At 39.1% G+C, this 26,039-nt stretch carries 25 protein-coding genes and 1 riboswitch; of the genes, 16 read left to right on the top strand and 9 right to left on the bottom strand.

The window, feature by feature from the left end; genetic code table 11:
* Positions 1-182: 182 nt before the first annotated feature.
* The 4 genes from rnpA to N4G44_RS00975 all read right to left on the bottom strand — a co-directional run bounded on the left by rnpA (position 183) and on the right by N4G44_RS00975 (position 1,896).
* Positions 183-557, bottom strand: coding sequence for a ribonuclease P protein component (rnpA, locus tag N4G44_RS00990; protein WP_474924266.1), 375 nt, complete (start codon positions 555-557; stop codon positions 183-185).
* Positions 557-1,282 (bottom strand): tRNA threonylcarbamoyladenosine dehydratase, encoded by a 726-nt coding sequence (locus tag N4G44_RS00985; RefSeq protein WP_474924265.1) that lies wholly within the window; start codon positions 1,280-1,282, stop codon positions 557-559. The genes rnpA and N4G44_RS00985 overlap by 1 nt, the downstream gene beginning before the upstream one ends.
* A complete protein-coding gene (locus tag N4G44_RS00980) occupies positions 1,275-1,481 on the bottom strand; it encodes a hypothetical protein (protein WP_474925007.1) in 207 nt (68 codons plus the stop codon). Before N4G44_RS00980 ends, N4G44_RS00985 begins: the two co-directional genes overlap by 8 nt.
* 112 nt (positions 1,482-1,593) lie before the next feature.
* A complete protein-coding gene (locus N4G44_RS00975) occupies positions 1,594-1,896 on the bottom strand; it encodes a TatD family hydrolase (protein ID WP_474924264.1) in 303 nt (100 codons plus the stop codon).
* 181 nt (positions 1,897-2,077) lie between these two features.
* Here N4G44_RS00975 and N4G44_RS00970 point away from each other — a divergent pair, with 181 nt between their 5' ends.
* The 6 genes from N4G44_RS00970 (at position 2,078) to coaBC (ending at position 6,219) form a co-directional block, all read left to right on the top strand.
* Positions 2,078-2,620 carry a TetR/AcrR family transcriptional regulator gene (locus N4G44_RS00970; RefSeq protein ID WP_474924263.1) on the top strand — a complete coding sequence of 181 codons (543 nt, stop codon included), beginning with the start codon at positions 2,078-2,080 and terminating at the stop codon, positions 2,618-2,620.
* Positions 2,621-2,751: 131 nt separating this feature from the next.
* A complete protein-coding gene (locus N4G44_RS00965; protein WP_474924262.1) occupies positions 2,752-3,069 on the top strand; it encodes a hypothetical protein in 318 nt (105 codons plus the stop codon).
* Positions 3,069-3,374: a GyrI-like domain-containing protein gene (locus N4G44_RS00960; protein WP_474924261.1), complete on the top strand. Its 306-nt coding sequence runs from the start codon at positions 3,069-3,071 to the stop codon at positions 3,372-3,374. The genes N4G44_RS00965 and N4G44_RS00960 overlap by 1 nt, the downstream gene beginning before the upstream one ends.
* A gap of 154 nt (positions 3,375-3,528) precedes the next feature.
* Positions 3,529-4,524: an outer membrane protein assembly factor BamD gene (locus tag N4G44_RS00955; RefSeq protein ID WP_040999578.1), complete on the top strand. Its 996-nt coding sequence runs from the start codon at positions 3,529-3,531 to the stop codon at positions 4,522-4,524.
* Between the two features lie 41 nt (positions 4,525-4,565).
* A complete protein-coding gene (locus N4G44_RS00950) occupies positions 4,566-4,889 on the top strand; it encodes a DNA-directed RNA polymerase subunit omega (RefSeq protein ID WP_027372958.1) in 324 nt (107 codons plus the stop codon).
* A gap of 121 nt (positions 4,890-5,010) precedes the next feature.
* Positions 5,011-6,219 carry a bifunctional phosphopantothenoylcysteine decarboxylase/phosphopantothenate--cysteine ligase CoaBC gene (gene coaBC, locus N4G44_RS00945; RefSeq protein ID WP_474924260.1) on the top strand — a complete coding sequence of 403 codons (1,209 nt, stop codon included), beginning with the start codon at positions 5,011-5,013 and terminating at the stop codon, positions 6,217-6,219.
* Positions 6,220-6,331: 112 nt separating this feature from the next.
* Here the strand turns inward: coaBC and N4G44_RS00940 are convergent, their stop codons facing one another.
* Together N4G44_RS00940 and N4G44_RS00935 are read right to left on the bottom strand one after the other, a co-directional pair.
* Positions 6,332-6,625, bottom strand: a complete 294-nt coding sequence (locus N4G44_RS00940; protein ID WP_474924259.1) for a DUF6273 domain-containing protein — start codon at positions 6,623-6,625, stop codon at positions 6,332-6,334.
* On the bottom strand, positions 6,619-6,915 hold the full coding sequence (locus tag N4G44_RS00935) for a DUF6273 domain-containing protein (RefSeq protein ID WP_474924258.1): 297 nt from the start codon (positions 6,913-6,915) through the stop codon (positions 6,619-6,621). Before N4G44_RS00935 ends, N4G44_RS00940 begins: the two co-directional genes overlap by 7 nt.
* A 282-nt stretch (positions 6,916-7,197) precedes the next feature.
* Here N4G44_RS00935 and porD point away from each other — a divergent pair, with 282 nt between their 5' ends.
* From porD to N4G44_RS00915, 4 genes are all read left to right on the top strand, one after another.
* Positions 7,198-8,100, top strand: a complete 903-nt coding sequence (gene porD / locus N4G44_RS00930; RefSeq protein WP_048500978.1) for a type IX secretion system protein PorD — start codon at positions 7,198-7,200, stop codon at positions 8,098-8,100.
* A 71-nt stretch (positions 8,101-8,171) separates the two neighbouring features.
* Positions 8,172-9,821 (top strand): DNA repair protein RecN, encoded by a 1,650-nt coding sequence (locus N4G44_RS00925; RefSeq protein WP_474924257.1) that lies wholly within the window; start codon positions 8,172-8,174, stop codon positions 9,819-9,821.
* A 50-nt stretch (positions 9,822-9,871) separates the two neighbouring features.
* Positions 9,872-11,338, top strand: a complete 1,467-nt coding sequence (locus N4G44_RS00920; RefSeq protein WP_474924256.1) for a DUF5687 family protein — start codon at positions 9,872-9,874, stop codon at positions 11,336-11,338.
* A gap of 3 nt (positions 11,339-11,341) precedes the next feature.
* Positions 11,342-12,061, top strand: a complete 720-nt coding sequence (locus N4G44_RS00915; protein ID WP_474924255.1) for an ABC transporter ATP-binding protein — start codon at positions 11,342-11,344, stop codon at positions 12,059-12,061.
* A 78-nt stretch (positions 12,062-12,139) separates the two neighbouring features.
* Here N4G44_RS00915 and fumC read toward each other — a convergent pair whose 3' ends face one another.
* Positions 12,140-13,534, bottom strand: a complete 1,395-nt coding sequence (fumC, locus tag N4G44_RS00910) for a class II fumarate hydratase (protein WP_474924254.1) — start codon at positions 13,532-13,534, stop codon at positions 12,140-12,142.
* Between the two features lie 136 nt (positions 13,535-13,670).
* On the opposite strand from fumC, the gene N4G44_RS00905 reads away from it, so the two are divergent.
* Positions 13,671-15,278 (top strand): fumarate hydratase, encoded by a 1,608-nt coding sequence (locus N4G44_RS00905; protein WP_073065865.1) that lies wholly within the window; start codon positions 13,671-13,673, stop codon positions 15,276-15,278.
* A gap of 93 nt (positions 15,279-15,371) precedes the next feature.
* Positions 15,372-15,656, top strand: coding sequence for a hypothetical protein (locus N4G44_RS00900; RefSeq protein WP_175547515.1), 285 nt, complete (start codon positions 15,372-15,374; stop codon positions 15,654-15,656).
* A 100-nt stretch (positions 15,657-15,756) separates the two neighbouring features.
* Here the strand turns inward: N4G44_RS00900 and N4G44_RS00895 are convergent, their stop codons facing one another.
* Together N4G44_RS00895 and N4G44_RS00890 are read right to left on the bottom strand one after the other, a co-directional pair.
* Entirely contained in the window at positions 15,757-16,440 is a 684-nt protein-coding gene (locus N4G44_RS00895) for a helix-turn-helix domain-containing protein (protein WP_474924253.1), read from the bottom strand.
* 44 nt (positions 16,441-16,484) lie between these two features.
* The gene (locus N4G44_RS00890) at positions 16,485-16,625 is read right to left on the bottom strand and encodes a hypothetical protein (RefSeq protein WP_474924252.1); all 141 of its coding nucleotides are present in this window, start codon (positions 16,623-16,625) and stop codon (positions 16,485-16,487) included.
* 151 nt (positions 16,626-16,776) lie between these two features.
* Here N4G44_RS00890 and N4G44_RS00885 point away from each other — a divergent pair, with 151 nt between their 5' ends.
* From N4G44_RS00885 to N4G44_RS00870, 4 genes are all read left to right on the top strand, one after another.
* On the top strand, positions 16,777-18,855 hold the full coding sequence (locus tag N4G44_RS00885; protein WP_474924251.1) for a T9SS type A sorting domain-containing protein: 2,079 nt from the start codon (positions 16,777-16,779) through the stop codon (positions 18,853-18,855).
* A gap of 205 nt (positions 18,856-19,060) precedes the next feature.
* Positions 19,061-21,892 carry an alpha-amylase family glycosyl hydrolase gene (locus tag N4G44_RS00880; RefSeq protein WP_474924250.1) on the top strand — a complete coding sequence of 944 codons (2,832 nt, stop codon included), beginning with the start codon at positions 19,061-19,063 and terminating at the stop codon, positions 21,890-21,892.
* Between the two features lie 102 nt (positions 21,893-21,994).
* A riboswitch (SAM riboswitch) is annotated at positions 21,995-22,103 on the top strand.
* A gap of 97 nt (positions 22,104-22,200) precedes the next feature.
* A complete protein-coding gene (locus N4G44_RS00875) occupies positions 22,201-24,621 on the top strand; it encodes a TonB-dependent receptor plug domain-containing protein (RefSeq protein WP_474924249.1) in 2,421 nt (806 codons plus the stop codon).
* A gap of 6 nt (positions 24,622-24,627) precedes the next feature.
* Positions 24,628-25,854, top strand: a complete 1,227-nt coding sequence (locus N4G44_RS00870; RefSeq protein WP_474924248.1) for an APC family permease — start codon at positions 24,628-24,630, stop codon at positions 25,852-25,854.
* Positions 25,855-26,039: the final 185 nt, after the last annotated feature.

Below are 26,039 nucleotides of genomic sequence, written 5' to 3'. Positions count from 1 at the left end.
TAAAATTACAAAAACTATGCAAGATTTTGTAAAGAATTTAAATGTACACAGAAATTAATAACAACAACTTTTCACGGTCATTTGTGAAAATCTGTGCCATCTGTGGCCGAAAAAATCAACTTTATGCCAATTTACACAAGAAATTAATTGGTAAACTGTTACATTGATAGATTATTACATTATTAAGATTTCTTCTGCATCTGGCAAAGCTTAATAAACTGCTCCTCCACTTCCTGAAATCCGGCAGGCATTTCAGAAGATACCCAAAACATCATGGCCAGGGTCTTTTCTCCAAAAGCTTCTTTAAATAGATCCTTATTCAGACGATAACACTCCCTTAGAAGTCTTTTCACACGGTTTCTGTGTATCGCCTTCTTGAAATACCTTTTAGAAACGGAAACCCCAAACTTCTGGCTTTCCACAGGTAGGTTGGGTTTGTCTTTTAAGATGATAATTCTCAGATTTCCACAGCTTCTCCATTTACCTTTATCGAAAAGTAAAGCAATCTCAGTGTTTTTCTTGAGTTTTTCTTGTCTGGAGTAGGTAAAGTTCTGCATTAATCTTGTTTCACTAAATAATTGATCACTTCAGCTGCAGCATATAAGCCGAAGATCGCCGGAATATAGCTGATGGTGCCGTAAAAGGATCTTTTATAGTTGGTTCCGTCAGTCATTTTAAGGCTTTCTTCCTGCTGAAGTTCATTAGAAAATACACATCTGAAACCCTTATTGATCTTTTCCTTCTTAAGTCTTTTTCGTATTTGTTTGGCAAGATAGCAGTTTTGAGTTTTGCTGATATCCCTGACCATTACTTTGCTGGGATCAGTTTTTCCCCCTGCTCCCATAGAGCTTATCAGTTTTACTTTTCTTTTTCTGGCAGCCTTGATTAAACAAAGTTTTGGCGTAACGCTGTCGATGCAGTCCAGAACATAATCAAACTTATCAGAATCAAGAACTTCATCCATTCTTTCCGGATTGAGGAACTCATTGATCTTGACTAAATTAATTTCAGGGTTAATGTCAAGAAGCCTTTCCGCAACCACTTCCACTTTATGCTTACCTACAGTAGAATGCAGGGCAGGGAGCTGTCGGTTGATGTTAGTGATATCTACCGTATCGCCGTCTACGATCGTCATATTTCCTACACCCGCTCTGGCCAGAAACTCTGCAGCAAAAGATCCTACGCCGCCTAAGCCTATTACCAATACCTTTGCTTTATTCAGTTTTTCCAGTCCTTTCTCTTTGATCAGAAGTTCCGTTCTCTCCAGCCAATACTTATCCATTCTTTATCGTGTCTAAATTTTCTAAAATCTGTTCGTTCAGTTTTTCCAAAGAAATATCCTTTAATTCCGAAACTTTTAAATACAGTTCTTCAATATTAAAAGCTTCATTGTCAGTTTCTAAAAACATCCTGTCCAAAGGTGTATTCCTTACAATATCCTGCAAAGATAAATGATACAAAACAGCTTTTCCAAAACTCAGATAAAAATTATGAGCCAGAAGATCTTCAGCAATCTGTTTTTTTTGTTGAAACCATGAATAATCATGGGCTGCCCGGATTTTTTCCTGAAAGAAATAACTTCATAAAATTTTCTTACACAATGAATAATAATGGGTTTTTTACTTCATTGGCAATCATGATCTGCCTTAAGAAAACTTCTTCCTGAATTTTCTGATCCACGGGAACCAAAGAATCCAGACCGCACTCTCCAATGGCAAAACAGTTTTGAAACATCATACTCCTCATCCATGAAAATTGCTGCTCCAGGTTGTTAACATCAATATCATTGGGATGAATTCCTATAGAATAAGGGAAATCAGGTGGAATTCCTTTCTCAAGATTATAAATTCCGTTTCTGATATATTTTTTATGATGGTGAAAATCAAAAAATTCCATATTCAAAAATAGCGTTTTTCAGATTTAATTTAAAATTATTAAACGAACGTTTATAAATTTGTTAAAAATTTCTTAACTTTACTCAAAGTGCACTTCATGAGAAAAAATTTACAGAAAAACAGATCCATATTCTGGATATTGCTGAGGAGCTTATTGCCAAAAAGGGTACGATGGAACCTCTGTGAGGGACATCTGCTCCAAGGCAAACATTAATGTAGCGATGATTTCCTATTACTTCGGGTCCAAGGAGAAAATGATGTCTTATCTCTATCAGTACCGTGTTCTGAAAACCAGAGAAAATTTTTCCGAGTTTGCAGATACTATCAAGGATGGCAAACCTGAGATGCAGCTGAGAGAGATCATCAAATACATTGTTTCTCAACTATTCAAATACAACTATTTCCACGGATTCGTCACCCAGGAGCTGAGACATACGGAAAACTTAAAGGATGAACTGCTGGATTTCTATCAGCTGTTTGTAAAGAAACTGGATGATGTCATCAAAAAAGGAGTTGCTTCAGGAGTATTCACCTTTACACCGAAGCCTGAAGATATCCTTACTATGATCATTGGTTCTACATTATTCGTAATCAGGAATAAAAACTTCTATGAGCTGTATGTGCCGAGCAAAAATGAAGAAGCCTATGCAAAAGAAGCCGAGAAAAAAGTAAGAATGAATCTTTTACTCAGTGTTTTTGCCATTTTGGGATACGCTGCCGATTAAGATTTAGGAGGTGCAGTCTTAAAATGCGTTAAATGATTATAAATCTCAAAATCCGTTAGTGAAAAAAATATACTTTGCATATTAATTAGATCGGGATACACCGAAAATTTAAAACACTTAAAATAATTAATATGGAAAAACTGGATCTTACGAAGAAATACAAAACGTATTATACAGCTAAAGCCCAGCCGCAGCTGGTGCAGATTGAAAAAGCATCTTTTATTTCAATTTGCGGTAAAGGGGATCCGTCCGGAGAACCTTTTAAAAAGAATATTGAGGCACTGTATTCTATTGCTTATAATCTAAAATTCAGCTACAAGGAAAAGAATCAGGATTTTGTAGTCTCAAAGCTGGAAGGGCTTTGGTGGTTTGATGAAAAAAATACTCTGGAAAAACCATTGATAATAGCCCGGTTGAAGTTCCCAGAAGTGAATGGGAATATCGGCTGATGATCCGTATGCCTGAATTTGTTACCCCTGAAGACCTCTCTCAGGCAATAGAAAAAATTTCCGGTGAAAAGAATATACAAAAAGCCACATCCGTTGAATGGTTTACGCTGGAGGAAGGGCGATCGGTTCAAATCATGCATTTAGGACCATTTTCCACAGAACCGGAATCGTTGAAAAAAATCAGTGTTTTTATGGATAACAACGGACTGTCCAGAAATGGCATACATCATGAAATTTATCTTTCCGACTTTAGAAAAACCGCTCCTGAAAAATTAAGGACGATTCTAAGAGAACCTGTAAAATAAAAATGTTATAAGATAATTTTTACCAATTAATAATTTGGTAGGCAATATCAACTAAAATACGTTAAATAATCATAAAAAGAAATGTATTGGCAAAAAAGTTATATTTTTGCAAATTAGTAGATCGGAAAAACCCGGAAACTGTTGAATTTTTTATATGAAAAAATATATTTTAGGTCTTTTTGCAGTGGCAGTTGTTTCCTCATGCGTAAGCCAGCAGGAAAGAGCAATGAAGAGTGCTGACAAGAATTTTATCTTAAAGGCAGCCAATGAAAATTTTGCCAAAAAGAAATGGAAGAATGCATTGGCTCTATATGACAGGCTTACTAACCTTGTTGCAGGAACAGATGATTTTCCTAATGTAGGTTTCAATACAGCTTATGCCAACTATTATGACAAAAGTTATAAGCTGGCAGGACACCAGTTTAAAAACTTTGCCGTAAGTTTCCCTAAAGATCCAAGAGCAGAAGAAGCAGCTTATATGTCCGCATTATGTTACTATGAAGGCTCTATGGATTATAATCTTGACCAGTCTACTACAGAAACAGCAATCAATGAACTTCAGGACTTCCTGACGAATTATCCGAATTCTGAAAGATCTAAAAATATCAGCCAGCTGATTGATGAGTTGTCTTATAAATTAGAATTCAAAGCCTATGAAAATGCAAAACAGTACTTCAAAATGGCTGAATACAAAGCTGCCAACGTAGCTTTTGATAACGTACTGGAAGATTTCCCAAGTACAAAACTTCGTCCGAAGATTTATGATTACATCATGAAATCTCGTTATGAACTGGCTTTAAAATCTGTATACGATCTTAAAGACGAGCGTATAGAAAGTGCGCTGGCTTATACAAGACTCGTAGAAAAAGAACTTCCTAATACAGAATATTCCAAAACAGCTGTAGATCTTAGAACAAAGCTGATGAAGGAAAAAGAAAATTTTGCAGTCGTAAAAAAACAGACAGAAGCCAGAATTGCAGCATTAACGGCAAGACAGAAAAAAGAAGCGGATAAGATCGCAGAAAAGAATAAAGCGGACCAGCAGGTGAAAGATCAGATCAGCAATGAAAAGAAGGCAATGCAGATCCAGAGGGATAGTGCGGCACTTCAGACCCCTCCGCCGGCAGCCACTTTCAAAATTCAAAGATAATTCGTAAATTTGCCATCTTAAAATAAAATAATTTTCTCAAAATGAGTGTAAAAGATACAAAAGCAGAAGTAAATACTATTACTTACGATAAAGACAAGATTGAAGATAAAGTAGGTTCAATCTATGAAGCTATTGTTATCATGGGAAAGAGAGCAGAGCAGATCAATGCGGAGATCCGTACGGAGCTTCACAATAAACTGGACGAATTTGCTGTGCACAATTCTACATTGGAAGAAGTTTTCGAAAACAGAGAACAGATTGAAATCTCAAAACATTACGAAAAACTTCCTAAGCCTACTTCTATCGCAATCGAAGAATGGCTGAATGAAGATATCTATTTCAGAAAAACAGAAGACAGAAAATAAACATTTGTGTTTTTTATATATGAAGGTCATAAAGGAATCCGTTTCTTTTATGACCTTTGTCTGTTTATAACCGTCTTTATGCAAAAAGAAGTAATTTAGTATTTCAAAAAATTAAAACTAAATGAGTGTTTCCGGTAAAAAGATACTTATCGCTGTTTCCGGTGGAATTGCAGCCTATAAAATCCATTTCCTGATCCGGGATTTTGTGAAAAAAGGAGCCGATGTCCAGGTGATCATGACCCCCGATGCAGAACAGTTTGTTACCAAATTAAGTCTTTCAACCCTTTCCAAAAAACCTGTATATTCAGATTTTTATAGCGATAACGGTACCTGGAACAGCCATGTGGAAATGGCCCTGTGGGCCGATGTAATGATCATTGCCCCTTGTACAGCCAATACATTAGCCAAGATGGTTCATGGCATGTGTGACAATCTGGTAATTGCGACCTATATGTCTGCAAAATGTCCTGTATTCATTGCTCCGGCAATGGATCTTGATATGTACGCACACCCTTCCACCAGACAGAACATTGAGCTGGCAGAAGATTACGGACATATCATTATTCCTGCTGAAACCGGTGAACTGGCCAGCGGCCTGGTAGGACAGGGAAGGATGGCAGAACCTGAAACCATCTTTAAAACCGTTGAAAAATTCTTTACTTCCGGAATAAATCAAAACAGAAGTTTGGAAGGAAAAACGGTACTGATCACTGCCGGACCTACCTATGAAGCCATTGATCCTGTGAGGTTTATAGGAAATCATTCTTCCGGGAAAATGGGGTTTTCACTTGCTGAAGAAGCTTCAAAGAGGGGCGCTAAGGTTATTCTGATCTCCGGCCCGAGTTCTCAGGCAACTGACGATAAAAATATTGAGCTCCATAAAGTAACCTCTGCCAAAGAAATGCTGAATAAAGTTTTTGAATTTTATGACCGCGTGGATATTGGTATTGCCAGCGCTGCAGTGGCCGATTATGCTCCAAAAGAAGTAGCCAAAGAGAAAATTAAAAAGAATGATGACAGCTTAACTATTGAACTGGTTAAAAACCCTGATATTCTTAAAACAATGGGCGAAAAGAAAACCCACCAGTTTCTTGTAGGATTTGCTCTCGAAACTCAGAATGAAGAAGAAAATGCCAGGGGAAAACTGGAAAAGAAAAACCTCGATATGATTGTGCTGAATTCCTTGCGTGATGAAGGGGCAGGCTTTAAAAACGATACCAATAAAATCAAGATATTTACCAAAACAGGAAAGACGGAATTCGATCTGAAATCCAAAGATGAAGTAGCCCGGGATATCCTGGATTTTGTTGAGGCTCAACTTTTAGGGTGATTTATAACGGAACTGTATGGAGGAATAGAAACCCAAAAAATTGAGTTTTAGTTCTTCAACCTGCACTTTGCCAAATTAATGACTAATTTGTCTTTGTTTTTTGTTCGTCGAGCTAAAACTCAATTTTTATTTTTAGCCATAATGCAGGGCGAATTCCACCTCCGTCTTTAGGACTTCCATAAACACCGTTGCCACGGACATAAACATTACCTTTTGAATTGACACTTGCAGAGGTTCGGGAGTAATATCCCGGTGAGCGAAGTCTCCACCAATGGTTTTCTTTTCCAAATTTTGCTTGTCGCTTTTGATTATTTTCATCGTTTATTAACCATTTTTGTTTGTCCTTTCGAGATAAATTTTCGCTGCTGTCACCGAAGTATTTACAAACTTCCTCGAGACTTAACAAAAAAATATTGTCAATGGTTTCATTTCCCCTTTCGTTTTAAACCAAGGGTTATCGTGATTATTGTTTTTTACCGTAATTATTTCTGCTCTTTCAGTTTTGTTGAAAGTTTTGAGAAAATCATGGTTAAGATATTTTCTTAATGAGCAGTTTTCCCAAGTTATATCTAAAAACTCATCATTGTACCAACGTAATTCAATTATTTTTTCGGTTATTATTAGAGCTTTATTTTCTTTAATGTCAAGTATTTGCCATTTGTAATTTCCAAAAGCAATTAAGTCGTCTTTTTTCATTGATAGTTTTGTTTTACAATGATATCTAACATCCAAATTTACACATTACATTGATATTAAGTTTGTTGCTTTTAAGTTTTATTCATTGCAAAGCATCGATAATTCCTTTCTTTCACAATGTACTTATATTTATTAGAGCTTATAAATTCATTAACTTCGGTTTGAGTTATTAATTTTGACCAGTTAATGACTGGTTCATGGATTTAAATTAATTCTGTATGTTTTTATCGTAATACTAAGAATAATTTTAATAAATTTCCGTTCTCAATTTTTAATTAGATAATGAAAAAAATCATAAGCCTATTCTTACTGCTTTTTATATACAATCTGAGTTTTTCCCAGGAACTGCTTGCCACTGTACAGATCAACTCCCAGCAGCTGGGAGGAAGTAACCAGCAGGCCTATAAAGCTCTGGAAAAAAGCCTTAGAGACTTTATCAATAATACCAGCTGGACAGGGAAGAAACTTCAGAATTTCGAAAAGATCAAATGTAATTTTGCCGTTGTTATCGCTGAAAGAGACGGAAACCGTTTCAAGGGAAGCATTGTGATACAGGCTGTTCGCCCGGTATTCAGTACCACCTACGAATCTCCGCTTATCAACCTTCAGGACCAGAGGTTTTCTTTCGAATATGTTGAAAATGAGAATCTTGTATTCAATGAAAGACAGTTCTCCGGCAAAAACCTGATTGATGTGATAAGCTTTTATGTTTACGTCATCTTAGGCTATGATGCAGACAGCTTCCAGTCTTTGGGCGGTACACCATGGTTTGCAAAAGCCCAGCAGATTGCCCAGAACTCTCAGAACAGAAACTATGAAGGCTGGAACGTCATCAATGAACCAAGAAGCCGTACCATACTGATCAACGAAATTATCAACCCGAACTGGAGCCAGTTGCGTTCCACCATGTACACCTATCACAGAGCGGGACTGGATAATTTATTCAACCAGGATCAGACTGCCGCTAAAAAAGTGATCTTTGATGCTCTTATGCAGCTGAAAAGGTATGAAAACTCTTTCCAGCAATCCTATTATTTCAATCTGTTTCTTGATAATAAAAGTGATGAGATCTTCAATATTTTCAATTCAGGAAATAATGGAGGACTTGTGATGAATGATCTTAAACAGCTGATGATGATTTTCACGCCTAAATATTCGGAGAATAAGTGGAGTAAGTGGAAATAAAGACCCTTCGCTTTAAGTTATTGAATACTTAATTCTATATTTGCATTACCTAAAGTAATCAGCTATTATCCATGCTTTCGAGAATTTATATTAAAAATTTTGCCTTGATTGATACCCTGGAAGTATCATTGAATAACGGCCTGCAGGTAATTACCGGAGAAACCGGAGCAGGAAAATCAATTATTTTAGGGGCTTTAAGACTGATCCTCGGCGAAAGGGCAGAAACAAAATCTATTGCCCAATCAGAAGAAAAAAGCATTGTAGAAACAGAATTCGACTTAAATAATCAATTCAAAAAATTCTTCGTTGAGAATGATCTCGATTACGAGCACCATACCATCATCAGACGTGAGATTCTTCCTTCCGGAAAATCCAGGGCATTTATCAATGATGTACCCGTAACGCTGGATGTGCTTAAAGAACTGTCTTCAAAACTGATTGATATCCACTCCCAGTTTGAAACCTCAAACCTTTTCACGTCGGAATATCAGTTTAAAATTATTGACGGACTTTCTGAAAATAAAAAAACGATTGAAGACTATCAGAATGAGTTTTCAGATTTCCAGAGCTTAAAAATACAGCTAAAAAAACTCCAGACCCAGCTTTCGGAAAACAGAAAAGAAAGTGATTACAAAGAGTTTTTACTGAACGAGCTGGAAGAGCTGAAACTTGACGATGTAGATTATGAAGATCTGCAGAACCAGCTTTCCATTCAGGAAAATGCAGAAATGATCTCTGAAAATCTTGTACAGATCCTTTCAAGATTTCATCAGGAAGAAGTAGGGATACTTTCTTTCTTCCATGAAGCGAAAAGTAAACTTTCAAAAATAGCAGAAGTTTCCAATGGTTTTTCTGAGCTAGATGAAAGGCTTGAAACCTCTTTCGTAGAGCTGAAAGACATTATTTCCGAACTCGAAAACGAATCCGAAAAAATAGAGATCAACCCGGCTAACCTTGCTATCCTTATTGAGCTTAATAATAAGATCAATTCCTTATTTCTAAAGCATAATGTTTCTGATATTACTGAGCTGAAAGAGCTGAGAGACCAGTTGGCTGGTGAACAGAAAGGAGCTTCAGAACTTGAGGACCATATTGCCGAGATTGAGGACAATATTTCTAAAAAAGAGAAAACACTCTTGGATCTCGCAGAAAAACTTTCAAAGAACAGGAAAAAATCAATTCCTGTTTTTATTAAAAAAGCTGAGGGACTTCTCAAAAAATTAGGTCTTGAAAAAGCCAGAGTTGATATCGAGCTTCAGGGTGTATCTGAATTTAATGCATTCGGGAAAGAAAATATCCAGTTGCTTTTCCAGGCTAACTCAGGATTTCCGTTAAAGCCGATTCAGACCGCTATTTCCGGTGGTGAAAGATCCAGGGTAATGCTGGCGGTGAAGAAGATCATTGCAGAAAGTGATGAACTTCCAACTTTGATCCTTGATGAAATTGATACCGGAGTTTCCGGGAAGGTAGCAGAAGAGATCGGAAATCTGATGAGAGAAATGGCTTCAGATATGCAGCTTATCGTTATCTCTCACTTAGCACAGGTTGCTGCTAAAGGAAACGATAATTATAAAGTTGTAAAACGCGATATTTCCGGCAAAACCCAATCCACGATTATCCCTCTTAACAACGAAGAAAAACTTAATGAAATTGCCCAGCTTCTTTCCGGAAGCAAGATTACTGAGGCAGCGCTGGCACAGGCAAAAGAATTAATCGGCTAAAAAAACTGTAACATATTTTACATTATATTTACTAATATAAAAACTAAAATATGTTTCTAAAGTTCCTAAGGCTTGAAATTAAAAGCTTTTTCCGTGGTACTTCTGTAGGCGTAAACCTTTTCATGAAGATTCTGCGCTTTATAGCGATACTCTATTTTATGGCATGTCTGGCGGGAGGTGCTTTTGCAGCATTCTTCTATGTGAGGAATGAAATGCATCAGGACCCTTTGATCGTGATTTCAAAACTTTTAATTGTAGCATGGGGTGTAGATCTGATCTTAAAGTACATCTGGCAGGAAATGCCCACCCAGAATATCAAGCCATTCCTGACGCTGAATATTCCGAAGAATACACTGGTGAATTATATGCTGGTGAAAACCTTTCTTTCGCCCCTGAGCTGGCTGAATTCCCTGTTTTTCATCACATTCTCCATCATTGCTTTATTCAACGGGTATAGTGTTATTGGGGTTCTCACCTGGTTTATCGGGATTTCTTTGCTCTTCTATCTTAATAACTTTATCAATATTCTGTTCAATGATAAAGAAACCGTTGTTATTATCATAGGGTGTATATTGGCTGCTGTTGCCGGTCTAGGCTATTATAATATTGTGCCTGTGCTTTCTTATTCGGAGAAATTTGTATACGGCTTTTATCATAGTCCTTACTTAATTGCAATTCCGGCTGTTCTGTTCTTCGGACTGTGGAAAATAGTTTTCAACTATGTCCATAAGGAATTTTACCTTGATCAGGGACTGGAAGCCAAGAAACAATTCGGGAAAACAGAAAATATTGCGTTTTTAAACAAATATGGTGTTATCGGAACATTTATCAATAATGATATTAAAATGCTGAGACGCAATAAAGTAACCAAAGGTATTCTGCTTGGAAGCTTTTTCTTTCTTTTTTACGGAATGCTCATGTATACGTCCACAGCATATAAGACGCCTGCCATGATGATGTTCATGGGATTGTTTGTTACAGGAGGTTTTCAGTTTCTTTTCGGGCAGAGAGTACCCGCCTTCGACAGTTCATATTATCCTTTAATGATGACACTGAATGTTCCGTACAAAGAATATCTTAAGGCAAAATGGTGGCTGATTAATATTGTGACGGCAGCTTCAGTGGTTATTGCATTATTTTATGCCTATTTCGGATGGGAAGTTTATGTCACCTTTTTTGCGGCAGGGCTTTATAATATCGGGGTAAATTCCCAGCTGACCCTTTGGTCGGGAGCCTACAATAAAACCCAGATCGATCTGAATTCAAAGGAAAAAAGAATAGGCCAGAAAGGCAGTTTTAATCTCAAATCTATGCTCCTTCTGATTCCTAAAATGCTTCTTCCGATGGGTGTTTTTGCCGTTACAAAATATTTCTTTGGAATTACGGCCGGGGTTGTGAGTATTGCAATTTTAGGACTTGCAGGATTTTTATTCAGAGAAAAAATATTCGATATCATCGTTAAACAATACAAAAGCGAAAAGTACAGTACGCTGGACGCATTCAAAAATAAAGGCTAACCTATGATTACTATCAATAATTTATCCAAAACATACGGAACTGCAACGGTTCTTAATATTGATCACCTTGAAATTCCTAACGGAGAAACATTCGGGCTTGTAGGAAATAACGGGGCAGGAAAAACTACTCTTTTCAGTCTTATGCTCGACCTCATACAGCCGACCACCGGTTTTGTGAGCATTGAAGATATCAAGGTCAATGAGTCCGAAGCCTGGAAAAATAAAGTATCTGCTTTTGTAGATGATACTTTCCTGATCGGTTATCTTACTCCGGAGGAATATTTTTATTTCATCGGCGAACTGAGAGGACAAAATAAAGCCTCCATCGATGAGTTTCTGAAACCTTTTCATGATTTTTTTAACGGAGAGATCCTGAACTCAGGAAAATACGTTCGCGATCTATCCAAAGGAAACCAGAAAAAAGTGGGAATTGTAGGAGCTGTTATCGGAAATCCGGAAATCATTATCCTGGACGAACCTTTTGCTAACCTAGATCCTTCTACCCAGATTAAACTGAAAAACCTGATCAAAGAACTTTCAAAGCAGGAAGGCGTTACTTTCCTGATCTCAAGCCATGACCTTTCCCATACTACGGAAGTCTGCAACAGAATCGTTGTGGTGAACAAAGGACAACTTGTGAAAGATATTAAAACCAATCCTGAGACATTACGTGATCTGGAACAGTATTTTGCAGATCAGGTGGCTTCACCTTCAGCAGTTTAGCTATTTCAAAAGAAACAAACATATAAAAGCCTCAGAATTTCTGAGGCTTTTAAACTATTTAATCTATAATTCTAAAATTTATTTCAGGCTTCCTACCATATCTTCAGGCTTCACCCATTCGTCAAACTGCTCTGCTGTCAAAAGACCAAGGTTTACAGCTTCTTCTTTTAAAGTAGTGCCGTTTTTGTGGGCTGTTTTTGCAATTTTTGCTGCATTTTCATAACCGATATGGGTATTCAGTGCAGTAACAAGCATTAATGATTTATCTACCAGTTCTTTAATTCTCTCATGATTCGGTTCAATACCTTCTGCACAATGGTCGTTGAAAGAGATGCAGGCATCGGCAATTAACTGGGCAGATTGAAGAAAATTGTAGGCCATCACAGGCTTAAATACATTCAGTTCATAATTCCCCTGCGTTCCTGCAAAAGAAATCGTAGTGTCGTTTCCGAGAACCTGGGCGCAAACCATTGTCATTGCTTCATTCTGTGTAGGATTCACTTTCCCCGGCATGATAGAAGATCCCGGCTCGTTTTCAGGAATATGAATTTCCCCGATTCCCGAACGCGGACCCGAAGCCAGTAAACGGATGTCCTGGGCTATTTTAAACAAAGAAACAGCCAGCTGCTTTAAAGCTCCGTGAGCCTCTACAATAGCATCGTGTGCGGCCAATGCTTCAAACTTGTTTTCAGCAGTAATAAACGGATGATTGGTAAACTTCGCAATATATTCCGCCACCTTTACATCGTAACCGCTCGGGGTATTCAATCCTGTTCCTACGGCTGTTCCTCCTAAAGCAAGCTCAGAAAGATGGGGAAGCGTGTTTTTTAAAGCCTTTAATCCGAATTCAAGCTGAGCTTTGTAGCCTGAAAACTCCTGTCCAAGGGTAAGAGGAGTAGCATCCATAAGGTGGGTTCTCCCGATTTTGACAATATCTTTGAAAGCCTCTGCCTTTTCAGCAAGGGTATTTTTTAATTTTTCAACTGCCGGAATCGTTATCTCTACCACTTTTTTATAGGCGGCGATATGCATGGCAGTAGGGTAGGTGTCATTGGAAGACTGGGATTTATTTACGTCATCATTCGGATGAATTTCAGATTTTTCTCCTAAAGTTCCTCCATTGTTAACATGGGCCCTGTTGGAAATCACTTCATTAACGTTCATATTCGATTGTGTTCCTGAGCCCGTCTGCCAGATTACCAATGGGAACTGATCATTCAGTTTCCCTTCTAGGATTTCGTCACATACTTGGGCAATCATATCCCTTTTCTCTGCGGAAAGAACTCCAAGATCAGTATTAGTATAGGCGGCTGCTTTCTTTAAATAGGCAAAAGCTTCAATGATTTCGTGGGGCATGGAACCTTCCGGCCCGATCTTAAAATTATTTCTTGAACGTTCAGTCTGCGCTCCCCAAAACTTATCTGCGGGCACCTGAACCTCTCCCATAGTATCCTTTTCGATTCTGTAATTCATTGTAATTGAAATTTTTATAAAGTTAATCATAAACGCAGAATCACGCAATTTATAATCATTATAAATATCAATACAGATGACTGATTTTACTCATGCTTTTTTGAGGATGCCGTATTTTTGCACAAACAAAAATTGAATGGATTTTAGATATCAGGATCCGTATCCGATCCAGAAAGACGATACGGTGTACAAAAAGCTTACATCAGATTACGTAAAGGTTGAAAAATTAGGAGAAAGAGAAATTTTGACCATTGATCCTAAAGGTCTTGAACTTCTGGCTGAAGAAGCAATGGCAGATGTTTCTTTTATGCTCCGCTCTTCACACCTTGAAAGCCTGAGAAGAATCATCGACGATCCGGAAGCTACTGATAACGACAGATTCGTTGCCTATAACCTGTTGCAGAATGCTGCGGTTGCCGTTGAAGGTGCGCTTCCTTCATGCCAGGATACGGGTACGGCGATTGTAATGGGGAAAAAAGGAGAAAATGTATATACCGGCGTTGATGACGGCGAATATTTAAGCAAAGGAATTTACAACACCTACCAAAAAAGAAACCTCAGATATTCCCAGGTAGTTCCTTTAACCATGTTTGAAGAAAAAAATTCAGGGTCAAACCTTCCTGCACAGATTGATATCTATGCTAAAAAAGGAGATTATTACGAATTTTTATTTTTAACAAAAGGAGGAGGTTCAGCCAACAAAACATTCCTTTATCAGAAGACCAAATCATTACTTAACGAAAAATCTCTTGAAGAATTCGTTAAAGAAAGAATTTCTGATCTGGGTACGGCAGCGTGCCCGCCATACCATTTGGCACTTGTCATCGGGGGAACTTCTGCTGAAGCGAACCTGGCTGCCGTGAAAAAAGCATCTGCAAAATATTACGACCATCTTCCTACAGAAGGGAACGAAGCCGGACAGGCTTTCAGAGACCTTGAATGGGAGGCCAAAGTTCAGAAAATATGCCAGGAAAGTGCTATCGGGGCTCAGTTCGGAGGAAAATACCTTACTCATGATGTAAGAGTAATCAGACTTCCTCGTCACGCTGCTTCGTGTCCTGTTGGGATGGGAGTTTCATGTTCCGCAGACCGAAATATCAAAGGGAAAATTACAAAAGACGGTATTTTCCTTGAACAGCTTGAACAGGATCCGAAAAGATTCTTACCCGCAACTCCGCCACATTTGGAAGAAGCTGTTGAAATAGATTTAAATAAGCCAATGCCTGAAATCCTGGCTGAGCTGTCTAAATATCCTATTAAAACAAGACTGAAACTAAACGGTACCCTGATCGTTGCAAGAGATATTGCCCATGCAAAAATCAAAGAGATCATCGACAGTGGAAAACCAATGCCTGAATATTTCAAGAATCACCCGATCTATTACGCAGGACCTGCAAAAACTCCGGAAGGAATGGCCTCAGGAAGTTTCGGACCAACCACTGCCGGAAGAATGGATGTGTACGTTGATGAATTCCAGAGCCATGGCGGAAGTATGATCATGCTGGCCAAAGGAAACAGAAGCAAGGATGTTACCAATGCATGTGCCAAGTACGGAGGATTCTATCTTGGTTCTATCGGTGGTCCTGCCGCTATCCTTGCCAAAGACAATATTGTGTCTGTAGATGTGGTAGATTTTCCGGAACTGGGGATGGAAGCAGTAAGAAAGATTGAAGTGAAAGATTTCCCTGCATTCATCATTACGGACGATAAAGGCAACGATTTCTTTGCCAATCTCGCCCATTAATTAGTTTAAAATCAAAATAAATTATAAAATAGGGCTTCTATCTTTTGTGTACAAAACAAAAAAGTCCTATTTTTGCCTAAAATCTTTAAGAGAATGATAACGATTTTATCAGCATTTTGGCCGTTCTACCAGTTCCTTTGGACTATATTCTTTGTAACGATGTTCCTAGTAGGGTTCTGGTGTATCTTTATGTTCTTCGGTCTGGTAATCCCAATGTGGTTAACTGAAGGTCTGAAAGAATATTTCGGAAAAGTAAAACCTTTCGACCCTGAAGATATCAGAAGAAAACAAGTTAACGAACAGGAAGGTGTAGAAGTAATCTTCAGCAATCCTAAAGGAAACGGACCTTTCATCCACGATCACGGACATCATCATTAATTGATTGTCATTGCTTTTTCACCTGAATTCTGAAAAAGTAATATCAAAGCAAAACAACATATACAAACCGCTTAATTTTTTAAGCGGTTTTTTATTTTTATTACCCGTTTCTCAGCTTTTCAGGAGAAACCCCGAATTTTTTCCTGAATGCCCGGGTAAAATTCTGAACGTATTCATAGCCGCATTCAATGGCAATTTCCTTGATCATAATATTCTTGTCGATGATCATTTTCTTTGCCTTAAGCATTCTCAGTTCCGAAATATAATCCGTTACGGTCATATTATACTGGTGTTTGAATTCTTTTCTGATCTTGTTCTGGCTGATGCCTGTCAGCTTTCCGATATCTTCTGCTCTTATATTTTTGTGATAATTCTCATCAATGAACTTCTTAACGGTAAAAGAAATACCCGGCTCTTCCTGGGCCTTGCTTTTTTCATTGAACTGTTCAAAAATAAGAATGAGAAGCTTAATAATTTTGGCTTCAACAAATAACCTTTGCATCATTCCTTTCTTTGAATAGCTGATCAGTTCATTTAAAATCATGTGCATTTCCACGGTCATGGAAGGAGGAGTTTTTTTGTGAAGAAAAATATAATTGTTCCGGATCATATTTTCCAGAATCTCAGCATTCTCTCTGCTCGATTCGGGATCAATAAGGTTAAAAATATACTGGTAGTTGATCTGTATCTGGATATACTTTATAATTTCCTGGCTTTCCGTCCAAAGTTCGGCTGTGCTTTCCTGAGAAGAATAATGGAGGATATACTGGTTTTTTCTGAACATGAGCTTTGTTTCACAGTCATTCGCTTCCAGTGTAATATTAGGGCTCAGAAAAAAAGAAGACTAAAACTCGATTGGCTTTCAATCATATGTAATCTTGAAAACTTTTCAGGCCGGTCGTCTTCCTGCATGATCATCTTGATGTGGTCGGAGCTGAAAAGCAATCCGTTTTTCGAGGAATTCTTCATACACAATGATTTACGTGATGATATATTTTTTGAAGCAAAACCCTGACACCGGATAACAAAAAGTTTGAAAATGATAACTCAGGGTTAAGAATGAAAAGTAATTTTGCGCAAAATTAAATTAAATTTAGAATAATTAAAAATAATATTAAATATGTTTCAAAATTTACATTCTGTGATGCGTAAAATAAGGACAGGTTTAGCTTTGTTGACTATCGCAGGCGGTTATCTATATGCCCAGCAATGGGAAGATGTTGGAAGTGCAGCGGGAGTTTCGGCAGCCGGCAGCAGTTATAATAACCTGGCTGTTGATCAGGCGGGCAATTATTACCTTTCTTATTATGATACTTCTGTAGGTAAAGGCTCTGTGCAGAAATTCAACGGAACTTCATGGGCATATGTAGGAGGTTCGCCGGGAATTACCGAAGGAACGGCAACATTTAACTCTCTGTCGTTAGACGGTTCCGGGAATATTTTTTATACCAGTCAGATCGGTTATCCGGGTTCGGGAATTGCAGCACAGCAGTTTAACGGAACATCATGGTCGTCGCTTCCGAATGTTACAACGTCAGCGGCCAACTACCACGCTTCTGCCGTTTCTCCTTCCAACGTGCTTTTTACGTTTGGAGGTCAGGATTCAGGAACAGTACATCGTTATGTAAACGGAGCCTGGGAACAGGTAGGAAATACAGGATTTTCCAATGGAGCAACATTTGCGGAAATGGTTATAGGATCTGATCAGAAAGTGTACACCTGCAGTATATCCGGCGGGGTAAGAGTATATCAGAATAATACTTCTGCCGCAGCTACAGATGCCTGGAGTCTGGTTGGAGGAAGTATTGTGGATGCCGCTTCGTCTTCGGAACAATACACCTCGGATATTGCTATAGACGGAAATAACAATTTGTATGTGGCTTATGTATCAAGTTCGGCTAACGGACAGAAACTGAATGTCAAGAAATTTGAAGGGAATGCATGGGTGCAGCTTGGGCAGGCTAATTTTTCCAGCGGAAAGGTGCAGCACGTAGCTATAGCGGTTACTCAGTCCGGACAGCCGTATGTGGTCGCCAGCCGCTTTGAAAATGATGATCTTTTAAGAAATACGGTGTATAAATTTGATGCTGCTATCCAGGATTGGGTGACTTTAGGCGGAAATTTTATTTCTGATGGGCAGGCGAAATATAATGACCTTGCTATAGACAGGGCGAATAATTACTTGGTTCTGGCTTACGCTGACAATGTTACCAGAGTAAAAAGAATTCCGTTGGATGGTGTTCCGCCGGGTTGTACCAATACAGATCCGGGAAGCAATGCGGGAGACACAGGATGCGTTACTTTTAATTATCGCGGACAGCAGGTGACCTACGCAACAGTAAGAGGAGGTGACGGAAATATATGGCTGCAGCAAAACCTGGGAAGCTCCCAGATTGCCTCTGCCATGGGTGACGAGAATTCATATGGAGACCTTTTCCAATGGGGAAGATGGGATGACGGGCACCAGCTTAGAAATTCAGCAACAGCAGCTCCGGCATCACCAAATTCACCGGACGGATTAGCCGGCATGAATGCTTTTATCATTGGCTCACCTTCATGGTGGGGAACGTTTGAGGCTACCGATAAATGGACAGCCTCAGATCCTGCAAATGTATCCAAATATGTAGGAGCAGATCCCTGCCGGGCTGTAGGAACAGGTTGGAAAATGCCATCGCAGGCAGAATGGGCAGGTATTGTGAATGCAGAAAATATTGCCAATCCGGGAACCGCTTACAACAGTCACTTGAAACTTCCCGCATCCGGATACAGAAGCTCTTCCAGCGGAGCGCTTACATTTGTAGGGCAGAGAGGATATTTCTGGAGTTCGGATACATCCAATTCAGGAGGTAAATATTTATACATAGGTTCTACCATTGCCAACCCTTCTTCGGGAGCAATGAGAGGACAGGGATCAGCGGTAAGATGTATAAAGACCGCTTCTGCACTTGGGACATCTGATATCATAAAAAATACAGGAACAGTGGGAATATATCCTAACCCGACCAATGGGATTCTTAATATCAAGGCAGATTCACTGATTGAGACTATAAATGTGATTAATATGGCAGGGCAAAGACTTACTAATGTACAGTTTGTTAATAATCAAATCAATATGAACGGACTTCCGAATGGAATTTATATTGTAGAATTAAAATTAAAGAGCGGCCAGGTTTTTTCTAAGAAAATTATTAAAAACTAAGTCCACCTCCGTTGGGTTGATCAACAAGGGCTTTTTATAAACCTTTTGTTGCAGGATTTCCTGATTAGTTTATTTTAAAGGATAGTTCATTACAATTACTTTTCCTGCAAAGACCCGTGAAAACATCCACGGGTCTTTTTCTGTAAATAAAAAAATGAAGGATATAAAGAAAAATAAATCCTATATTCGATAAAAAATAAGATAAATGAAAAAATTATATTCCCTTATTTACCTGTTTATTACAGCGTTTGTTTTTGGGCAAGTCAATTATACGATTGCTCCGAATCCATTTAATGAAACAGATGTTATTACGTTAACGGTGCCAGGTGACCAGGTTGATGAAGCAGCTTGGGGCATTTCGAACAATGCCGTTTATATCTGGTCGTGGTCTCTGGATACCAATTACCAGAATAGTCAGGATTGCCCTACCAATGGCAGCTGGAATAATTCCAATGAACTGAATAAACTTACTTACAATTCAGGAACCGATACGTATTCCATAACCTTTACTCCAACTACTTTTTATGGAAGAACAGGAATCGGAAGATTTGGCTTTTTATTGAAGGATAAAACCGGGTCTCACCAGACTTCGGACACCTTTGTAAATGTTGGGGTTCTAAATTTAAGCATGACGAACCCGGCAGCCAACAGCTTAACTTCTGTTCCGGCCGGAAACTCCATTAATATTACTGCAACAACGAATGTTGCGGCAACATTTCAGCTTAAAGCGAACGGAACAGTGGTAAATTCTACTTCTGTACCTTCACAGTCTTACAGTTTTAGCTATACGGTAACTCAGGATGCCAATATGGAACTGATTGCAACAGCCAATTCAAATACCAAGAATGCCACGTTCATGCTGCAGGTTCCGAGAAATGTAGTTTCTGAAGCCATTCCGGGCTGGATAAGACAGGGAATTAATTACAGCCCTACAGACCCGACCAAAGTAGGCCTTGCCCTGTATGCTCCTTATAAAAACTTTGTACATGTCATCGGAAGCTTTAATAACTGGACGGTGAATGATACTTACCTGATGAAAAGGGATACGACAAACCCTGATCTTTATTGGATTGAGCTGAACGGGCTGACTCCACAACAGTTGTATACCTTCCAGTACAGAACAAATGACATGAGAATTGTTGCAGATCCATTCTCTCCTCAAATTTTATCTTCTTATGATGACCAGTGGATTTCAAGCACTACTTATCCGAATTTGCCTCCTTTCCCGGCCGGACAGAATTTTGAAGTATCAATGTTTAAAACAGGACAGGTTCCTTACAACTGGCAGGTAACCAATTTTCAAAGACCGGCCAAGGCAGATCTTGTTGTGTATGAATTATTGCTGAGAGACTTTACCCAGGAAAAAAACTGGCAGTCACTGATCAATAAGATTTCCTACTTAAAAAACTTAAATATCAATGCCATTGAGCTTCTTCCTATTATGGAATTCGAAGGTAATCTTTCATGGGGATACAATACTTCTTTCCACTATGCGCTGGATAAAGCTTACGGAACTCCCGAGAAATTCAAAGAATTTGTTGATCTGTGCCATCAGAACGGAATAGCCGTTATTTTAGATATTGCGTTTAACCATGCAACAGGACGTTCGCCGTTAGCAAGACTCTGGAATATTGATCCGGATGGTGACGGTTATGGTGATATTGCTGCCAATAACCCTTATTTTAACCAGGTTCCGAAGCATTCTTATAACGTATTTAATGACTTTAACCATACCAGTCCGGCTACACAATATTATGTTGAAAGAAGCCTTCAGCAATGGCTGACGGAATATCATATCGACGGATTCCGTTGGGACCTTACCAAAGGATTTACCCAAAGCTGCTCTGAAAACGATGAAACCTGTACCAATGCTTACCAGCAGGACAGGGTAGATATTATGAAGAATTATGCTGACAAGCAGTGGGCAATAGACCCGAATTCCTACATGATTTTCGAGCATTTAGGAACAGATGCAGAAGAACAGCAGTGGGCGAATTACAGAATTGCCGAAGGAAAAGGAGTAATGCTTTGGAACAAACAGACTGATCCTTACAACCAAAACACAATGGGCTACAAGGAAAACAGCAACTACGACAGGATGAATCATACCCTTCACGGCTTCACTAATATGTCTGCGGTGGGTTATGGAGAAAGTCATGATGAAGAAAGATTAATGTTTAAAAACCTTGCGTATGGTGCTTCTAACGGAGCTTACAATGTAACTAACCTGAATACGGCCCTTGAAAGAATGAAAACTTTCGGAGCCACATTCTTTACGATTCCCGGTCCGAAAATGATCTGGCAGTTTGGAGAGCTTGGCTATGAATTCAGTATCAACCGATGTGCAGACGGTACGATCAGCAGCGGATGCAGAACCGATGAAAAGCCTGTTGCCTTTACTTTAGGATATGATACCAATGCGAACAGAAAATCAGTGTATGATACCTGGGCCAAAATTATCAATATCAGAAATACTTATCCTGTTTTCAAATCAAAAACATATAGTGTAGAATCGAATAACCTTGCGAATGATCCTGAAGGTTTAATTACAAGGATTTATGTATATGACAATTCAATAGCAGGCGTGAAGAACATCGTTGTTTTGGGCAATTATACTACTTCTGCACAGAATGTAGTTCCTTATTTTCCTTATACAGGACAATGGCAGAATCTGATGGATAACTCTGTTTCCACTGTTGCCTCTACCACTGCTCCTATTACACTGCAGCCGGGTGAGTTCCGTATTTTTGGAAATTATGCAGGAGCCTTGTCAACATCTGATGTGAATGCGGCTAACAAACTATCCCTTCAGATTGCAGATAATCCTGTAAAGAACGGTTTGGCAAAACTCGTTTATCACAAAGTTAAAAATGGGGAAATTTCCATTTTTGATATGAGCGGGAAGAAAATAGATTCGTTCAAGCTTAATAATGAAAGTGGAACCTATGAACTGAAAGCCAGTTATCCTCCGGGAACCTACCTGGTTCATCTGAGGTCTGAAACAGGCATGGCCATCCAGAAGATGATCATCAAATAAAAAAAGAGGGATAATGATAGATTGTCCCTCTTTTTTATTGACAGCATAGAAAATATAAACCTCTTTTTTGAAAATTAAAAATATTAGTCTACTTTTGCAGTAGATTTATCAAGAAAGGTGGAGGGATTTGGCCCTATGAAACCTTAGCAACCTGCACGGCTCTAAAAAGTGTAAAGGTGCTAATTCCAACCCGGTATGGGGAAGATGAGAAAAGTCAATATTCTGACAGTAATTCCATTTCTTGAAGTCTTTTATAGCTGCGGATGAGGTCCGTGGGAAATATTTATGATTAATTTACAAGGACAAAGATGAAAAAATTAAGCCTGTCTGTTATCCTGCTGGGAGCTGTTTTGGTTAATGCCCAGGAGCAGGAAAAAGGAACCCAGATCGAAGATGTAATTATTGTAGGAAACCGGAATGCCAAAAGAACCAAACTGGAAACACCGGTTCCCGTAGATGTTATCAATATAGAAAAACTACAGAAATCTGCCCCGCAGACGACAGTTCAGGATCTTCTGAATTATGTGATTCCTTCCTTCAATTCCGTAAGACAGTCAGCTTCCGACGGAACAGAACATATTGATCCGGTGACTTTGAGAGGAATGGGCCCTGATCAGGTATTGGTGCTCGTCAATGGAAAAAGAAGACATACCACTTCACTGGTCAATTATCAGAATACAGTAGGGAACGGATCTGTCGGGACAGACCTCAGCACGATTCCGGTAATTGCTATTGACAGGATTGAAGTGCTAAGAGACGGAGCCGCTGCACAATATGGTTCCGATGCCATTGCGGGAGTGGTAAATATCATCCTTAAAAAAGATATCGGAGCTTCGGCAACAGCATCCTACGGAATCAGCGGAAGAAATGACGGGGAAACCTACCAGGCCGGAATCAACTACGGATCTTCCCTCGGAAAGAAAGACAGCTATGTGAATCTTTCATTACAATTAAGCCACAGAGGAAAAACCACCAGAACCCAAAACCACGATCTTGATATCTTCGGAAGTAATTTTGCGTATGAGTTTGCAGATGATCCGAAGGCAGCAAGAGCAGAAGACGACAGGATTATAAAAGAAAGAGGGCTCAACCGGGATGATTTTAATTTCCAGATCGGAGACGCACAGATCAGGCAGGCCCAATTGTTTTTTAACTCCGAATATCCGTTCAGTGATAGCTTTAAACTGTATTCCTTCGGAGGTTTCAGCATTAAAGAAGGAAAAGGCTTCGGTTTCAGGAGGTTGCCGGGAGAAACAGATAATGTGGTGGCTGCTATTTACCCAAATGGTTTTCAGCCTGTTCTGGGATCGCAGGTGTACGATTTTTCTTATGCCGTGGGAGCCAAATATAATGTCAACAATTGGCTGCTCGATTTAAGCAATACATTCGGAAGCAATACCTTCAATTATAATGTAGACCATACCAACAATGCTTCATTGGGGGTAAAATCTCCTACAAGTTTTTATGCAGGAGCACACAGTTTCCTTCAAAATACTATTAATCTTGATGTTTCTAAGAATATCAATCAGTTTAATGTAGCCTTTGGAGGAGAATTCCGTTTTGAACAGTATCAGATCAAACCGGGAGATGAAGCCTCTTACACCCGCTATGATATCAATGGAAATCCTGCAGTTCCGGGATCTGAAGTGGAGGGAAACGGAGGCTCACAATCTTTTATTGGTTTTTCGCCGGATAATGCACTGAAAAAATCAAGACATTCTACAGCCGTTTATGCAGATGTTTCCTATGATTTAGCTAAAAAATTAAATATAGACCTTGCAGGAAGATTTGAAAATTATTCAGATTTCGGAAATACCTTGAACGGCAAGCTGGCAGTGAGGTACGAATTCATAAAAGACTATGCAATACGGGCAGCTGTAGGAACCGGTTTCAGAGCCCCATCCCTTCAACAGCAGTACTTTAATAATTCCTATGCGGATATCTCCACTTCCGGATTAGGAATCGTCACCAAAGGAATTTTCAGGAACGACAGTGATGCGGCCAGAGCCCTGGGATTTGATAAGTTAAAACAGGAAACTTCCGTCAATGCAAGTGCAGGATTTACTTTGAAACCTGCCAGCCGTTTGTTTATCACGGTAGATGGCTATTGGATCAGGGTAAAAGACAGAATCGTGATCACCAGTAATATTGAAGACCCAAGGCTGGCTCAATATAATGTGGAAAGCGGAAGATTTTTCGCCAATGCTATAGATACTGAAACTAAGGGGGTGGATGTTGTTGTTACCTACGACTGGAAAATTGGTGGCGGAAATTTAAATATCAGCCTGGCAGGAAATTACACAGAAACTAAGATTACGGATTTTCATTTTCCGGAAAACCTGGTTCCTTCACAGGATGAATATTTCGGACCGGATCAGGTGAATATCATTGAAACCCTTTCCCCTAAGACAAAAGCCTCTCTTGGTCTTAATTATGCCGTTGGGAAATTCAATTTCATGGTAAGAAATACGTATTTTGGTCAGGTCATACGGGATGGGTATCCCTTTGGGAAAGTTCAAAACTTTTCTCCAAAAGTTGTTACCGATGTAAGTGTAGGCTATGATATTACGAAAAGTATCAACCTGACGATAGGAGCCAATAATGTCTTTGATGTTTTCCCGGATCGTCAGATCTATGAAAATTCATATTATGGAGTATTTAAATATGCGCCGGTTCAGATGGGAACACTGGGGAACTATTTCTTCGGAAGGCTTAATTTTAATTTTTAACGTTTAATGAGTACTGCTACACACCAGATCGGCTGGAAAACCGCTGCCGCTATCGTGGTCTCCAATATGATAGGCACGGGGATATTCACTACTTTAGGCTTTCAGCTGTCTGATATTACCAACACCTACAGTATTTTCCTGCTGTGGATCATCGGCGGGATTCTCGCACTGTTCGGGGCTTTCTGCTATGCCGAGCTGGGATCTTACTTTAAAGGGAACGGAGGAGATTATATTTACCTGAAGGAAACCTACCATCCTGTATTCGGATACCTCGTCAGCTGGATTTCCCTGATTATAGGGTTTTCTGCACCGGTAGCTTTGGCTGCACTTGCGATGTCAAAATACCTTTCGGCTTTTAATTATACTTTTGGGAACGGCTTTGCCACTGCTGTCATTTTCATTGTGGCGGCAGCCTTGTCATTCAGTCTTAAAGCATCAAGCAGGTTTCATAATTTTTTTACCTTTATCAAGATCACATTTATTATTGTGCTTGTCATTCTGGGGGTGGGACTCTCGGGATCGGATGCGGGAAATAGTTTAGAATTCAGCAGTAGCTGGCAGGACGAGATCATGCTTCCTGCATTTGCCACCTCGCTGGTTTTTGTTACCTATTCCTATACCGGCTGGAATTCTGCCTCTTACATTGCGGGGGAAATAAAAGACGTCCAGAAAAACCTTCCCAAGGCTTTAATTATAGGAACCGTTTTCGTGACAGTAAGCTATCTTTTGGTAAATTTTATCATGCTGAAACATACTCCTGTAAGCCAGCTGGCAGGTAAAGAAGATGTTATGGGAGAAGCAGCGCGTAATATGCTTGGGGCAGGCTTTGGAAAGATGGTCAATGTTTTCATTGCTTTACAGCTTATTGCCACCATCAGCGGCTATTTGTGGGTAGGTTCAAGACTAACCCAGGCTTTTGCGAAAGAAAATCATTTATGGAGGCCGCTTGCCGTGAACAACAAGAAAGGAATTCCTGTAAGGGCCATCTTTGCTCATGCCGTCATTGCTTCTGTAATTATTTTAACGGGAAGCTTTAAGGAGATTTTTGTGTATACAGCCTTTATTCTTCAGCTGTTTGCCAGTCTTTCCATTTCCACCGTTTTTTTCTTAAAAAATCTCAGCGGAAAATATTCAAATCCAATATATTCTACATTTTCCCTGCTGTTTTCCTGCTTTTCAGCATTTATATCCTCTATTTTACCCTTATCCATAATCCTAAAGAAAGTATTATAGGACTTGGAATTGTGGTTTTCGGACTGGTTTTGTATGTTATTGACAGGAAATTTTTTAAAAAGACTGCAGAATAGTTTAAGTTTTGTTGTTCTTAACCTTTATAGGTCTTAATGATCAGAAAATTAGAGATCAAAGGAATTTTAATTTGAAGTAATAAATTCTTATCTTTGCACTCTCAAAAATTG

This window comes from Chryseobacterium sp. GTID13 (genome assembly GCF_056172655.1).
Note: the sequence above shows the minus strand (reverse complement) of the source record. Positions and strands in the feature narration are given on the sequence as shown.

Coding starts and splice junctions, on each gene's coding strand:
- rnpA (WP_474924266.1), bottom strand. CDS start 557: ATGCAGAACTTTACCTACTCCAGACAAGAAAAACTCAAGAAAAACACT.
- N4G44_RS00985 (WP_474924265.1), bottom strand. CDS start 1,282: ATGGATAAGTATTGGCTGGAGAGAACGGAACTTCTGATCAAAGAGAAA.
- N4G44_RS00975 (WP_474924264.1), bottom strand. CDS start 1,896: ATGGAATTTTTTGATTTTCACCATCATAAAAAATATATCAGAAACGGA.
- N4G44_RS00965 (WP_474924262.1), top strand. CDS start 2,752: ATGGAAAAACTGGATCTTACGAAGAAATACAAAACGTATTATACAGCT.
- N4G44_RS00960 (WP_474924261.1), top strand. CDS start 3,069: ATGATCCGTATGCCTGAATTTGTTACCCCTGAAGACCTCTCTCAGGCA.
- N4G44_RS00955 (WP_040999578.1), top strand. CDS start 3,529: ATGAAAAAATATATTTTAGGTCTTTTTGCAGTGGCAGTTGTTTCCTCA.
- N4G44_RS00950 (WP_027372958.1), top strand. CDS start 4,566: ATGAGTGTAAAAGATACAAAAGCAGAAGTAAATACTATTACTTACGAT.
- coaBC (WP_474924260.1), top strand. CDS start 5,011: ATGAGTGTTTCCGGTAAAAAGATACTTATCGCTGTTTCCGGTGGAATT.
- N4G44_RS00935 (WP_474924258.1), bottom strand. CDS start 6,915: ATGAAAAAAGACGACTTAATTGCTTTTGGAAATTACAAATGGCAAATA.
- porD (WP_048500978.1), top strand. CDS start 7,198: ATGAAAAAAATCATAAGCCTATTCTTACTGCTTTTTATATACAATCTG.
- N4G44_RS00925 (WP_474924257.1), top strand. CDS start 8,172: ATGCTTTCGAGAATTTATATTAAAAATTTTGCCTTGATTGATACCCTG.
- N4G44_RS00920 (WP_474924256.1), top strand. CDS start 9,872: ATGTTTCTAAAGTTCCTAAGGCTTGAAATTAAAAGCTTTTTCCGTGGT.
- N4G44_RS00915 (WP_474924255.1), top strand. CDS start 11,342: ATGATTACTATCAATAATTTATCCAAAACATACGGAACTGCAACGGTT.
- fumC (WP_474924254.1), bottom strand. CDS start 13,534: ATGAATTACAGAATCGAAAAGGATACTATGGGAGAGGTTCAGGTGCCC.
- N4G44_RS00905 (WP_073065865.1), top strand. CDS start 13,671: ATGGATTTTAGATATCAGGATCCGTATCCGATCCAGAAAGACGATACG.
- N4G44_RS00900 (WP_175547515.1), top strand. CDS start 15,372: ATGATAACGATTTTATCAGCATTTTGGCCGTTCTACCAGTTCCTTTGG.
- N4G44_RS00895 (WP_474924253.1), bottom strand. CDS start 16,440: ATGTTCAGAAAAAACCAGTATATCCTCCATTATTCTTCTCAGGAAAGC.
- N4G44_RS00890 (WP_474924252.1), bottom strand. CDS start 16,625: ATGAAGAATTCCTCGAAAAACGGATTGCTTTTCAGCTCCGACCACATC.
- N4G44_RS00885 (WP_474924251.1), top strand. CDS start 16,777: ATGTTTCAAAATTTACATTCTGTGATGCGTAAAATAAGGACAGGTTTA.
- N4G44_RS00880 (WP_474924250.1), top strand. CDS start 19,061: ATGAAAAAATTATATTCCCTTATTTACCTGTTTATTACAGCGTTTGTT.
- N4G44_RS00875 (WP_474924249.1), top strand. CDS start 22,201: ATGAAAAAATTAAGCCTGTCTGTTATCCTGCTGGGAGCTGTTTTGGTT.
- N4G44_RS00870 (WP_474924248.1), top strand. CDS start 24,628: ATGAGTACTGCTACACACCAGATCGGCTGGAAAACCGCTGCCGCTATC.